The following is a 12,132-nucleotide window of genomic DNA, read 5'->3' as shown; positions in this document are numbered from 1 at the left end:
CCGGGCAGATCGCGAAGCGATGCCGCGTTCGCCCAGGCCCGGTCACGTAGCGAGCCGCCAGGCGAGCGAAGTGGGCCGGGACTCTGCAACACAGCTTAGGCTCGGGGCGTCCGCCGTTGGGTTGCACAGGGAGGGTCGCCGTGGGCGAGTTCGTACGGGTCGAGGTCGAGGACGGGATCGCGACGATCAGGCTGGACCGTCCGAAGATGAACGCCCTGAACGCCCAGATGCAGCGCGAGCTGATCGACGCGGCCCGGCAGGTCACGCAGGACGAGGCGGTCGGCGCGGTCGTGCTGTACGGGGGCGAGCGGGTGTTCGCGGCGGGCGCGGACATCAAGGAGATGGCCCCGATGTCGTACGCGGAGATGTCGGCGGGCCACTCGCGGCTGCTGCAGGACTTCGCCAAGGCGCTCGCGGCGATCCCGAAGCCGGTCATCGCCGCGATCACCGGGTACGCGCTCGGCGGCGGGCTGGAGGTGGCGCTGACCGCCGACTTCCGCGTCGCGGGCGAGAGCGCGAAGGTGGGGCAGCCGGAGATCCAGCTCGGCATCATCCCCGGCGCGGGCGGCACGCAGCGGCTGGCCCGGCTGGTCGGCCCGTCGAAGGCCAAGGACCTGATCTTCTCGGGACGGCACGTCGCCGCGGACGAGGCCCTCGCGATGGGCCTGGTCGACCGGGTCGTCGCGGACGACGCCGTCTACACCGCCGCCCGGGAGTGGGCGGCGACGTTCGTCGGCGGCCCCGCGATCGCGCTGCGCGCCGCCAAGCAGGCCATCGACCGGGGCCTGGAGGCCGACCTCGACACCGGGCTGGAGATCGAGCGGACGCAGTTCGCGGCGCTGTTCGCCACCGAGGACCAGGCGAGCGGTATGAAGAGCTTCATGGAGGAGGGCCCCGGCAAGGCCACCTTCACCGGTCGCTGAGCGCGCCGTCCCGCGTGTCGAGCACCTCCTCGGCGTAGCGCTCGGTCCAGCGGCCGAGGGCGGCGAGGGGTTCGAGCATCCCGCGCCCCGGCGCGGTCAGCTCGTACTCGACGCGCGGGGGCGCCTCGGCGTAGCGGCGGCGGGCCACCAGGCCGTCGCGTTCGAGGCGGCGGAGCGTCTCGGTCAGCACCTTGTGGCTGATGCCGCCGATCCGCGCCCGCATCTCGCCGGGACGCAGCGGGCCGTGCTGGAGCGTCCACAGCACGACGCCCGTCCAGGTGCCGGACAGCAGGTCGAGGCCGAGCCGCGTCCGGCAGTCGGCGATGTACTCGTACTCGTCCATGGGTTCGCCCGCCATCCTGCCCCTTCCGATACGCACCGGATGGTGCGGAACGGACCGCCTAACGTCCCGACCGACGGTAAACGAACGGGAGGGACGTCATGCGGATCGGAGTGCTCGGCGCGGGCGCCATGGCGGAAGCGCTCGCCACGCAGTGGGCGCGCAAGGGACACCGGGTGCGGATCGGGGCGCGGACGCCCGCGAAGGCGGTCGCGCTGGCCGGACGGATCGGGCACGGCGCGACCGGCGGCACGCTGCGGGAGGCCGCGGAGTCCGGGGACGCGGTGCTCCTCGCCGTCTGGCACGAGGGCGTCCAGGACGTCCTGCGCGAGGCGGGGCCGCTGGAGGGCCGCGTGCTGATCGACTGCACCAACCCCATGGAGCCGCCCTTCGAGCGGCTCAAGACGGCGGGCGGCCCGTCCGCGGCGCGGCGAATCGCCGACGCCACCGGCGCGCGGGTCGTCAAGGCCTTCAACACCTGCCACGAGAGCGTGTGGCGGATGACGCCCCCGGCGTTCGCGGGGCGTCCCCTCGGGGTTCCCCTGTGCGGGGACGACGAGGCGGCCCTCGCCGTGGTGCGGGGCCTGGTGGGCGACCTCGGCTGCGTGCCGATGGACGGCGGGAGCCTGGAGAGGGCCGGGCTCCTGGAGGCGGCGACCGCGTTCATGGTGGGGTTGTGGGTGGCCGGCGAGGACCCGGCCACGATGCTGCCGCCTCCGAAGTACGCTGGGGGCGACCCTGAGCGCACCTCAGAACTCGCGGGCTGAAACGTTATTTGTGTTTTTTGGGCGTGCTGTGGGGGTGCGCGAAGAACCGCCGATAGCATCTGCCGCCATGCGACATGCGTACCGGACCGCGCTCGTGACGGGGGCGTCCAGCGGTATCGGCGAGAGCTTCGCCCGCCTCCTGGCCGGCGGCGGCACCGACCTGGTGATCGTGGCCCGCCGGAGCGAGCGGCTGGACGGACTGGCCCGCGAACTCGTCGAACGGTACCGGGTGGCCGTGGAGGTCATGGCCGCCGACCTCACCGATCCCGCGCGGCGCGCCGAGGTCGAGGGGCGGCTGCGCGCCGAGCCGGTCGAGTTGCTGGTCAACAACGCCGGGTACGGGGCCTTCGGGGCGTTCGCGGAACTGCCGGTGGACGACCACCTGGCGCAGATCGAGCTGAACGTGGCCGCCCTCGTGCGGCTCACCCACGCCGCCCTGCCCGGGATGATCGCGCGCGGCCGGGGCGGGGTGCTGAACGTCGCGTCGATGGCGGGGTTCACGCCCTCGCCCGGCAGCGCCACCTACGGGGCGACGAAGGCGTACGTGGCGTCGTTCTCCGAGAGCCTGCACTCGGAGGTCGCGGCGAAGGGCGTCCATGTGACGGCGCTGTGCCCGGGATTCACCCGCACCGACGACGACGTCCCGGCCAACCTCCTCTGGCTGCGGCGCGAGGACGTGGCGCGGGCGGGGCTGGAGGCGGTGGCGACCGGCCGCGCGCTGTGCGTTCCCGGCATGCAGTACAAGGCCGCGCTCCCCGCGCTGCGCCTCGTTCCGAGGCCGCTGCTCAGGGCCGCCGTGAACCGCATGTGGCAACAGGCCGCCGACACGCGGTGACATGACGTCACGCCGTTTCGCGCGGATCTACAAAAGTTCCCGCGCCGCGCTTGTCGCGGTGCTGACTTGACGGGGCTCGTGCCGACTCGCGACGATCGAACCTACGCTTGAGTAGGTTGTGAACGGCCTGCTGGCGCCCGCAAAGACGACCTCGTCCAGCGAAGGAACCGCATGTCCCTGACCCCCGAAGAGAAGTCCCAGACCGGCCTCATGCTCGACCTCGAGCCGGTGGTCGAGCAGGAACTGAACCGGCACCTGTCGATGGCCAAGGAATGGTTCCCGCACCAGTACGTCCCGTGGAGCGAGGGCCGCGACTTCGACGGACCGCTGAACGGCGAGCCGTGGTCCATCGAGCAGTCGAAGGTGACACCCGAGGCGCGCGACTCGCTGATCGTGAACCTGCTCACCGAGGACAACCTCCCCGGCTACCACCGCGCCATCGCCACGGTCTTCGGCCGCGACGGCGCCTGGGGCACCTGGGTGAACCGCTGGACGGCCGAGGAGAACCGGCACGGCATCGCCCTGCGCGACTACCTCACCGTGAGCCGCGCGGTCGACCCGGTCGCGCTGGAGCGCGCCCGCATGCACCACATGGAGGCCGGCTACGAGGCCGACCACGGCGACTCGTTCCTGCACGGGACGGCGTACGTGTCGTTCCAGGAGCTCGCGACCCGCGTGTCGCACCGCAACACCGGCAAGGCGTCCGGCGACCCCGTCTGCGAGCAGATGATGACCCGCATCGCCGCCGACGAGAACCTCCACATGATCTTCTACCGGAACCTGATGGCCGCCGCGCTGGAGGCCGCCCCGAACGAGACGATGCGGGCGGTCACCGACGTCGTGACGTCGTTCCAGATGCCCGGCCACAGCATCGACGGCTTCCTGCGCAAGTCGGTCGTCATCGCCAACGCCGGCATCTACGACCTGCGGCTCCACCACGACGACGTGCTCGTCCCGGTGCTGCGCAAGTGGGGCGTCTTCGACCGCACCGACCTGACCGGCGACGGCGAGAAGGCCCGCGAGGAGCTCGCCGAGTTCCTGGATCACCTCGACGCCGCCGCCACCAAGTTCGAGACCCGCCGCGAAGAGCGCCGCGCCCGCCAGGCGGCCCGCAAGGGCTGACGAGCCGGGAAACCGGGGGGCGCTTTCCGGCGTCAAAGGGTGCATGGGGACGCACAGGCGACTGGGCGGATATCGGTTACTGGACGAGATCGGCCGGGGGAGCACGGCGGTGGTCTACCTGGCCATGGACGCCGGCGGCCGGGAGGTCGCGGTCAAGGAGCTCGTTCCGGAGCTCACGGGGGAGCCGGAGGCGATCAGCCGGCTGGCGCGGGAGGTGCGGGCGCAGGCGCGGGTGCGCAGCGCCTACGTCGCCCGGCTGCTGGACGGCGCGCTCGCGGCGCCGCGGCCGCACGTGGTCATGCAGTACGTGCCGGGCTGCCCGCTGAACGACCTCGTCGCGGCGTACGGGCCGCTGCGCGGCGACCGGCTCGTCCGGTTCGCGCGGCGGCTGGCGCTGGCGCTCGGGGACGTCCACGACGCGGGCGTGCTGCACCGCGACGTGTCGCCCGGCAACGTCATCGTGCTGGGCGACCGGCCGACGCTGATCGACTTCGGTATCGCGCACGAGTCCGGCGCGGAGCAGATCACCAGGCGCGGCATGGTCGTGGGGACGCCCGCCTACCTGGCGCCCGAGCTGATCGAGGGGGAGCGCGCCACCACCGCGTCGGACGTGTTCTCGTGGGCGTCGACCGTGGCCTACGCGGCGACGGGCCGCCCGCCGTTCGGGCGCGGGTCGCTGCACGGGGTGTGCTTCAGGATCCTGCGCGGCCAGGCCGACATCGGCGGTGCTCCGGAGCCGCTGGCGGGGCTGCTGCGGGCGGCGTTCCGCCGCGACCCCGCGCAGCGCCCCTCCGCGCGCTGGTTCGCGGGGGCGCTGGCCGCCACGGAGGGCGACGGGGTGGTGGCGGCCTGATGGCTGGATCTCGTCGGCGGGATGGGCAAGGGTAGGGTTTCGGAAACGATGAAGGGAGCCGTCACGTCCGGGGACCGTATCGGCCACTACAGCGTCCAGCAGACCCTGGGGGAAGGGGGCATGGGCGTCGTCTACCTCGGCGCCGACCCCGAGGGGCGCAACGTGGCCATCAAGGTGCTGCGGCCCGCGGTCGCGGGGGACGCCACGGCGCGTCGCCGGCTGGCCCGCGAGGTCGACTCGATGCGCAGGGTGCACAGCCCGCACGTCGCCGAGATCCTCGACGCCGACGTGACGGCCGACCAGCCCTACATCGTGACCCAGTACGTGCCCGGCCGCACGCTGGAGGAGATCGTCGAGGAGTCCGGCCCGATCTACGGGCCGGCGCTGCAGCGGCTCGGCGTGGGACTGGCCTCGGCGCTGTCGGCGATCCACGGCGCGGGGATCGTGCACCGCGACATGAAGCCCGGCAACGTGATGCTCGTGGACGGCGAGCCCGTCGTGATCGACTTCGGCATCGCGCAGGCCGCCGACGCGACCCGGCTGACCGCGACCGGCATGGTCATCGGCACCCCCGGCTACCTCGCCCCGGAGATCATCGAGGGCGAGGACGCGGGCCCGCCGTCGGACGTGCACGCCTGGGGCGGGACGGTCGCCTACGCCGCGACCGGCCGCCCGCCCTTCGGCTCCGGCACCTTCGAGTCGATCTTCTACAAGATCATGCAGAGCACGCCCGACCTGGACGGCGTGCCCGAGGCGATGCTGCCCGTGCTGCGGTCGGCGATGGCGCGGCACCCGGCCGAGCGCCCGACGGCGGTCAACCTGGTGCAGCTCACGCGCCGCATCCACCTCGAAGCCACCATCACCGACCAGACGCGCGTCGACCGGCACTACCCGGCGCCGGGCGCGGCGGGCGCGGCCGGTGCGGTCGGCGCGGTCGGAGCGTCGCGGCCGGATGATCCGGCGGCCGACCACTCCCGGCAGTTCTCCATGCCGGCGTCGTCGCCGCAGGACCCGCCGTCGCCCGGAACGTCCTCGGCGGCGGCCGGGCTGCCGGTTCCCTCGCCCGCGCCCGTCCCGTCGCCCGCGCCCGTCCCGGCCCAGCCGAAGGACTTCGTGGGCCAGCTGCCGCCCGCCGCGCCGCCGCCCGTCCCGCCGCCCGGGCCCGCGCCGTTCAAGGCGGGGGAGCAGTACGGGCAGCGCGGCTACGGGCCGCCCGCCCCCTACGACCAGGGGCCCTACCAGGGCGGCTATCCGCCGCCGCAGTACGGGCCCCCGCAGAACCAGCCCCCGCAGCCCCCGCAGGGCGCGCTCCAGCGCGGCCCCTACGAGCCGGAGGCGCGGCAGCGTCCCGACCAGGCCCGCGCCGACGGGTCCGAGCGCGACAAGGAACGGCGCAAGCCCTACGGCTGGTACCGGGTGCTCAGCCTCATCGTGCTGGTGGCGCTGCTCGGGTTCGCCAACATCGCGCCGCTGCTCGCCCTCGGCGTCACCGTCGCCGGCGTGTTCGTCCTGCGGATGGGCGACAAGGCGGCCAAGGGCATGGAGGGCCGCCAGACGCGGCGGGGGCCGCGCTCGGGCGACGCCGTGGCGGCGGCGTTCCGGACGCCGCTGCACCTGCCCGGCGCCCTGATGTCCACCGTGCTGTGGACGTCGCTCAGCGGCGTCGCCGGGCTGGTCCTGCTCGGCGTGCTGATCTTCGCGAACCCGGACATGAACGCGGCCAAGGCCATCGCCTACACGGCCATGGCGGTGATCGGGCTGCTGTGCCTCGCGCCGGGCAGCGGCGCGCCCCGCCGCCAGCTCGCCCGCGTCTGGGGCGCTGTGCTGCCGCGCGCCGAGGCCGCGCTCGTCGGCGCGCTCATCCTCGGGATCTTCGCCGCGGTGCTGGTCGGGCTGTCGCAGCGGCAGCCGCCCGACACCACGCCGGTGGACGGGATGAGCCAGGACCTGGAGAGCCTGCGCACCGACGTCCACGATCTCGTCGCGAGCATCCCCGGGACGTGACGCGCGGCGCTCCCGCGACGGGGGCGCGGCCCCTCTCGGGTCGGTAGGGTGGCGACCCATTATGAGCGGTGAGACGAGCCACCAGGCGCACATCGGTCCGTACCGGCTGCTGTCCAGGCTGGGCGGCGGTACCGGCGACGTCCACCGCGCCGCGGGTCCCGATGGCCGCGACGTGGCTATCCGGCTCCTGCCTCCGGGCGCCGCCCCCGATGTGGCGCGGATGCGCGAGGTGCTCAGCCCCTACGTGGCGGACGTCCTGGACGGCGAGGCCGCCGGCCCGCGCCCCTACGTGGTGTTCCGGTTCGTCCCCGGGCGCCCGCTCGCGGAGACGGTCGCCGGGCAGGGGCCGATGTCGGGGGACGCGCTGCGACGCATGGCCTTCGGGCTGGCCAAGGCGCTCGCCGCCATCCATCTGACCGGCCTCGCGCACGGCGAGCTCGGGCCGGGGACGGTCCTGGTCGTGGACGACGCGCCGGTCGTCGTCGACTTCGCGCTGACCGCCGGCGCCGACGCGGGCGACGACGTCAGCGCGTGGGCGGCCACGGTAGCGTTCGCCGCCACCGGCCGTCCGGACGCGCCCGCCGAGGCGCTGCCCGCCGACCTGCGCCCGCTGGTGGCGGCCGCCTCGCATCCGGACCCGGCCGCGCGGCCGTCGGCGGCGGAGCTGGCGGAGGCCTCGTCCCGCCTGAAGCTCCCGGCCGCCGCCCCCGCCCCCCGCCCCGCCGAGGCGCCCGCGCCCTCGGCTCCCGCCGCGCCGCCCGGCCCCGCCGCGCCGGGCCCCGCCGCGGAGCGGGAGACGGCGGCGCATGAGACGGCGGCCCATGACATGGCGGTGACGCTGGGCTGGGCGCGGCTGCTCGCGGCCATGGTCGTGGTGGCCGGCGTCGGTGTCGTGATCATGCTGCCGATCGCGGGACTCGTCCTGACCCTGGTCGCGGTGACGCTGCTGCGCGTGGCGGGCACCACGGCGCGCGGCTGGGCGTGGGCGTTCGGGCGGACGCTGCTGACCGTCCCCTACGCGGCGGTGTTCACGGTCGCCGTCCCGCTCGGGCTCGCCGCGGCGTCGGCGGTCGGCGGGAAGCTGGACTCCCTCACGGCCTGCGCGTTCGGAGCCGGAGCCGGGGCCGCGGTGCTGTGGACGGCGCCGGGCGTCAGCGCCCCGCGCCGCCAGTTGGAGCGGATGTTCCTGCCGGTGGCGCGGCGGCCGCGCGCCGTCGCCGCCGCGGTCGTGGGCCTCGGCGTGCTGTGCCTGCTCGTCGGCGTCGGCGCGATGACGCTGACGCCGAGCTTCTCGCCGACCTACGGGCTCCAGCGGACGCTGGAGAGCTCGATGGACCGCCTCCAGCACGCCGTCAACAGGGTGTGAGGCATGATGTCCGTCACGTCCGGTTCGGAACGCCTCATGCACCGCAAACCCCCCGGGCACGTGGGTAAGGTCTCACGAACTGGGATTTGCCAGTAGGCTACCGGTGAGTAACATTAGGGTGCACGGCCGAACCGGGGACCCGGCTCCGAAGCACGTTCGGGTGTTTGGCAGGCTGTGACTGCGAAAGCGCATGCCCGCGTCGACCCGTCATGGGCGGCGCCCCTCTGCCGCTTACCTCAGCGGCCAACTGAGTGCAGGGAGGTCGGCCACCGGCCATGAACATCGTCGTCCTGGTGAAGCAGGTTCCCGATACGGAGAGCCCGCGCAAGCTGAAGTCCGATGACAGCACGCTCGACCGCGCCGCGGCGGACGGCGTCATCAACGAACTCTGCGAGTACGCCATCGAAGAGGCGCTGCGCATCAAGGAGGCCCACGGCGGCGAGGTGACCGTCCTCACCATGGGCCCCGACAAGGCCACCGACTCCATCCGCAAGTCGCTGGCGATGGGCGCCGACAAGGCCGTCCACCTCCTCGACGACGGCCTCGCGGGCTCCGACGCGCTGTCGACCTCGTACGCGCTGGAGCAGGCGCTCGGACGCACCGGGTTCGACCTGGTCGTCCTCGGCGCGGAGTCCACCGACGCGCGCACCGGCATGATCGCCGCGATGCTCGCCGAGCGCCTCGGCGTCCCGCAGCTGTCGCTCGCCAACAAGGTCGAGATCGACGGGACGTCCATCAAGGTGCAGCGGCAGACCGACTACGGCTTCGACCGTGTCGAGGCCAGCCTGCCCGCGGTGGTGTCCGTGGTGGAGAAGATCAACGAGCCGCGCTACCCCTCGTTCAAGGGGATCATGGCGGCCAAGAAGAAGCCGGTCGAGACGCTCGGCATCGGCGACGCCGGCATCGACGCGTCCCGGGTCGGCCTGGCGAACGCTTCGACCGAGGTGGTCGACTTCGCCGAGGCGCCGCCGCGCGCCAAGGGCGAGATCGTCACCGACGAGGGCGACGGCGGTGCGAAGATCGCCGAGTTCCTCGCGTCGAAGAAGTTCGTCTGACCGAGGAAGGGGATTGCAGACATGGCCGAGATTCTCGTCCTCGTCGACCACGTCGACGGTGAGGTCAAGAAGGTCACGCTCGAACTGCTGACGCTGGCGAACCGGCTCGGCGAGGCCGCCGCGGTATGGGTGGGCCCGGGCTATGAGAACGCCAGGGACAGGCTCGCCGAGTACGGTGCCGGCAGGGTCTACGTGGCCGCCGACGAGGAGCTGACCTCCTACGTCGTCGCCCCGAAGGCCGCGCTGCTGGCCCAGCTCGTCGGCGAGAAGTCCCCGGCCGCGGTGCTGGTGGCCGCGACCGGCGAGGGCAAGGAGATCGCGGGCCGCCTCGCCGTCAAGACCGGCTCCGGCGTGCTCACCGACGTCGTGGACGTCGCCGACGGCTTCGTCGGCGAGCACTCCATCTTCGGTGGCGCGATCATCGCGCACGCCAAGGTGAAGACGGGCACGCCGATCATCGCGGTGCGGCCGAACTCGGTCGCCCCGGTGGCGTCCCCGGCCACCCCGGCCGAGGAGCAGGTGTCGGTCACGCTCTCGGACGCCGACAAGGGCGCCAGGATCGTGGAGAAGGTCGTCCAGGAGAAGGGCGAGCGCCCGGACCTGACCGAGGCCGCGATCGTGGTCTCCGGCGGCCGCGGCGTCGGCGGCGCCGAGAACTTCAAGATCATCGAGGGGCTGGCCGACTCGCTCGGCGCGGCCGTCGGCGCCTCCCGCGCCGCGACCGACGCCGGCTGGTACCCGCACTCGTTCCAGGTCGGCCAGACCGGCAAGACGGTGTCGCCGCAGCTGTACATCGCGGTCGGCATCTCCGGCGCCATCCAGCACCGGGCCGGCATGCAGACCTCGAAGACCATCATCGCGGTCAACAAGGACCCCGAGGCGCCGATCTTCGAGCTCGTCGACTACGGCGTGGTGGGCGACCTGTTCCAGGTCGCGCCGCAGCTCACCGAGGAGATCAGCAAGCGCAAGTGATCTCGCGCGGACGGCCCGGCGACGCTCCGTCGCCGGGCCTTTCGCGGTTCCGGCCCCCGTCGGTCAGGAGCGTTCGGGCGACGGGTACGGGACGGCCTTGAGCAGCGCCGGCTTCACCACGTCGTTGACCTCCGCGTAGGGCAGGACGGTGTCCAGCTGGCCGCACGCCGACTCGTACCCCAGGACCGAGAGGTAGAAGGCGACGCGCAGGCCCCTCGGGGTGAGCGCCATGGTGACGTCGCCCGACTTGACGAAGGCGGACGGGTTGTCGGTGCCCTGCGGCAGGCCGGCGCCGCCGCCCGTCTCGCCCCTGCCGCAGAAGGCTCCGCCCGGCTGGCCCGCCTTGATCCTGCGGTCCAGCGGCTTGAGGCCCTGCTCGGTCGGGACGCGGAACAGGTCGAGCGGCTTGTAGGACGCCCCCGTCTTGAGATCGACGGTCGCGGCCTGGGACTGGTCCCAGCCCGTCCCGCGCTCGCCGCGCAGCTCGACCTTGTACCAGACGGACAGCAGCCGGTCGTTGCGCAGGAGGATCTCCGGCGTCACGACATCGGTGTAGGCGCCGCGGCCGATGTCCTTCAGGCCGCCGCGCGTCTTCGCCCAGCGCTGGTCGAGCGGCGCCCGCAGCGCTTGGTTGATCTTGCGGTTGAGTGCGGCGCCCCCGCCCGTGACACGCACGAACCGGCCCTGTGCCTGGAACGTCATCCCGCCGCCGAGGCTCTGCCGCGGCTCGCTGAGCGCGACCAGCCGCGCGACGATCGGCTTGGGCGCCTCCTCCGCCGTCGCGACGTAGACCGCCGCGCCGCCGCCCACGGCCACGGCCGCGGCACCGCCCGCGACGGCCGCCGTGCCCTTCGCGCCGAGCGTGCCGATGACGCCCTTGCCCGCCGCGCCGGCCGCGCCGGCGCCGCCCGTCCCCGCGGCGCCTCCCGTCCCGGCCGCCCCGGCGGCGCCCGCGGCTCCGGCCGCCCCCGCCGACGCGCCGCCTCCGCCGAGTCCGAGCGCGGTCAGCGGGAACAGCACCGACAGCGCGGCGGCGGCGCCCGCGAGCGTGCGGACGCCGCGCCCCTCCCAGTCGGGCCCGTACGCGGCGGCCGCCACCGACTCCAGTTCGGAGACGAACGCGGCGGCGCCCATCGGACGGTCCCACGGGTTCTTCGCCAGCCCGCGCTCGATCAGCGGGCGGAGCGGCCCGGGGACGTCGTGCACCGGGATCGGGGCCGTGAGGTGGCGGCCCATCAGCGCGGTCTGGTCCTGCGCGGTGTACGGGCGGCGTCCCGTCACGCACTCGAAGAACACGCACGCCGCCGCGTAGACGTCGGTCGCGGGGGAGGCGGGCTCGTCCCGCCACTGCTCGGGCGCCATGTAGACGGGCGTCCCCGACCGGCCGGACGCGCCCGCGTCCACCGCGATGCCGAAGTCGATCAGCTTGCTCAGCCCGTCGGCGCGCACGATCACGTTCGCGGGCTTGTAGTCGCGGTGGACGATGCCGAGGCCGTGCGCGGCGGCGAGGCCGAGCAGCGAGCCCTTGAGCACCGCCAGGGCGGCCTCGGGCGCCAGCGGCCCCCGCTCGGCGAGCACCGACTTCAGCGGCGCCCCGTCCACCGCCTCCATGACGATCGCCGCGCCGTCCGGCGTCTCGACGAGCCCGAACAGCTGGGCGACGAACGGGTCGCGCAGCCGGCTGAGCAGGCCGGCCTCGCCGCGGAACCGCTCGCGGAACTCCGCGTCCCCGGCGAGGGCCGGCGAAAGATACTTGATCGCCGCCGGGCGGCCCGTCGCGTCGTGCCGCGCGAGCACGACGCGACCCTGCGCGCCCTCGCCGAGCACGCGCAGCTCGCTGTAGCCCGGAACCCGCCATCCGCTCATAACGCCCCCACACACCCGTCGTGGAAGGG

The 12,132-nt window shown here is 73.8% G+C and carries 11 protein-coding genes; 9 read left to right on the top strand and 2 right to left on the bottom strand.

Annotated features, from left to right (window positions below):
* Window positions 1-140: 140 nt before the first annotated feature.
* On the top strand, window positions 141-923 hold the full coding sequence (locus AB0C84_RS28840) for an enoyl-CoA hydratase-related protein (protein ID WP_258944786.1): 783 nt from the start codon (window positions 141-143) through the stop codon (window positions 921-923).
* Here the strand turns inward: AB0C84_RS28840 and AB0C84_RS28835 are convergent.
* Window positions 910-1,281 (bottom strand): helix-turn-helix domain-containing protein, encoded by a 372-nt coding sequence (locus AB0C84_RS28835; RefSeq protein WP_361072526.1) that lies wholly within the window; start codon window positions 1,279-1,281, stop codon window positions 910-912. The two genes, AB0C84_RS28840 and AB0C84_RS28835, sit on opposite strands and share 14 nt — an antisense overlap.
* Window positions 1,282-1,364: 83 nt before the next feature.
* On the opposite strand from AB0C84_RS28835, the gene AB0C84_RS28830 reads away from it, so the two are divergent.
* The 8 genes from AB0C84_RS28830 to AB0C84_RS28795 all read left to right on the top strand — a co-directional run bounded on the left by AB0C84_RS28830 (window position 1,365) and on the right by AB0C84_RS28795 (window position 10,237).
* A complete protein-coding gene (locus AB0C84_RS28830) occupies window positions 1,365-2,030 on the top strand; it encodes an NAD(P)-binding domain-containing protein (RefSeq protein WP_361072523.1) in 666 nt (221 codons plus the stop codon).
* 67 nt (window positions 2,031-2,097) lie between these two features.
* Complete coding sequence (locus AB0C84_RS28825; protein WP_361072520.1) at window positions 2,098-2,865, top strand: SDR family oxidoreductase; 768 nt, start codon at window positions 2,098-2,100, stop codon at window positions 2,863-2,865.
* Between the two features lie 171 nt (window positions 2,866-3,036).
* Window positions 3,037-3,987: an acyl-ACP desaturase gene (locus AB0C84_RS28820; RefSeq protein WP_361072517.1), complete on the top strand. Its 951-nt coding sequence runs from the start codon at window positions 3,037-3,039 to the stop codon at window positions 3,985-3,987.
* Between the two features lie 43 nt (window positions 3,988-4,030).
* On the top strand, window positions 4,031-4,840 hold the full coding sequence (locus AB0C84_RS28815) for a serine/threonine-protein kinase (protein WP_361072514.1): 810 nt from the start codon (window positions 4,031-4,033) through the stop codon (window positions 4,838-4,840).
* A gap of 48 nt (window positions 4,841-4,888) precedes the next feature.
* Window positions 4,889-6,844, top strand: coding sequence for a serine/threonine-protein kinase (locus tag AB0C84_RS28810; protein ID WP_361072511.1), 1,956 nt, complete (start codon window positions 4,889-4,891; stop codon window positions 6,842-6,844).
* A gap of 61 nt (window positions 6,845-6,905) precedes the next feature.
* Complete coding sequence (locus tag AB0C84_RS28805) at window positions 6,906-8,210, top strand: hypothetical protein (protein WP_361072508.1); 1,305 nt, start codon at window positions 6,906-6,908, stop codon at window positions 8,208-8,210.
* Window positions 8,211-8,485: 275 nt separating this feature from the next.
* Window positions 8,486-9,265 (top strand): electron transfer flavoprotein subunit beta/FixA family protein, encoded by a 780-nt coding sequence (locus AB0C84_RS28800; protein ID WP_179843434.1) that lies wholly within the window; start codon window positions 8,486-8,488, stop codon window positions 9,263-9,265.
* Between the two features lie 21 nt (window positions 9,266-9,286).
* Window positions 9,287-10,237 carry an electron transfer flavoprotein subunit alpha/FixB family protein gene (locus tag AB0C84_RS28795; RefSeq protein ID WP_361072505.1) on the top strand — a complete coding sequence of 317 codons (951 nt, stop codon included), beginning with the start codon at window positions 9,287-9,289 and terminating at the stop codon, window positions 10,235-10,237.
* Between the two features lie 63 nt (window positions 10,238-10,300).
* Here the strand turns inward: AB0C84_RS28795 and AB0C84_RS28790 are convergent, their stop codons facing one another.
* A complete protein-coding gene (locus AB0C84_RS28790; RefSeq protein ID WP_361072502.1) occupies window positions 10,301-12,103 on the bottom strand; it encodes a serine/threonine-protein kinase in 1,803 nt (600 codons plus the stop codon).
* Window positions 12,104-12,132: the final 29 nt, after the last annotated feature.

The organism is Actinomadura sp. NPDC048955 (genome assembly GCF_040649435.1).
In the GTDB taxonomy this organism is placed as follows: domain Bacteria; phylum Actinomycetota; class Actinomycetes; order Streptosporangiales; family Streptosporangiaceae; genus Spirillospora; species Spirillospora luteofluorescens.
This window is presented reverse-complemented; position numbering and strand designations above follow the sequence as displayed.

Bases quoted from the DNA above. Each gene is read 5' to 3' on its own strand.
- AB0C84_RS28835 (WP_361072526.1), bottom strand. From the start codon at position 1,281: ATGGCGGGCGAACCCATGGACGAGTACGAGTACATCGCCGACTGCCGG.
- AB0C84_RS28830 (WP_361072523.1), top strand. From the start codon at position 1,365: ATGCGGATCGGAGTGCTCGGCGCGGGCGCCATGGCGGAAGCGCTCGCC.
- AB0C84_RS28825 (WP_361072520.1), top strand. From the start codon at position 2,098: ATGCGACATGCGTACCGGACCGCGCTCGTGACGGGGGCGTCCAGCGGT.
- AB0C84_RS28820 (WP_361072517.1), top strand. From the start codon at position 3,037: ATGTCCCTGACCCCCGAAGAGAAGTCCCAGACCGGCCTCATGCTCGAC.
- AB0C84_RS28815 (WP_361072514.1), top strand. From the start codon at position 4,031: ATGGGGACGCACAGGCGACTGGGCGGATATCGGTTACTGGACGAGATC.
- AB0C84_RS28810 (WP_361072511.1), top strand. From the start codon at position 4,889: ATGAAGGGAGCCGTCACGTCCGGGGACCGTATCGGCCACTACAGCGTC.
- AB0C84_RS28805 (WP_361072508.1), top strand. From the start codon at position 6,906: ATGAGCGGTGAGACGAGCCACCAGGCGCACATCGGTCCGTACCGGCTG.
- AB0C84_RS28800 (WP_179843434.1), top strand. From the start codon at position 8,486: ATGAACATCGTCGTCCTGGTGAAGCAGGTTCCCGATACGGAGAGCCCG.
- AB0C84_RS28795 (WP_361072505.1), top strand. From the start codon at position 9,287: ATGGCCGAGATTCTCGTCCTCGTCGACCACGTCGACGGTGAGGTCAAG.
- AB0C84_RS28790 (WP_361072502.1), bottom strand. From the start codon at position 12,103: ATGAGCGGATGGCGGGTTCCGGGCTACAGCGAGCTGCGCGTGCTCGGC.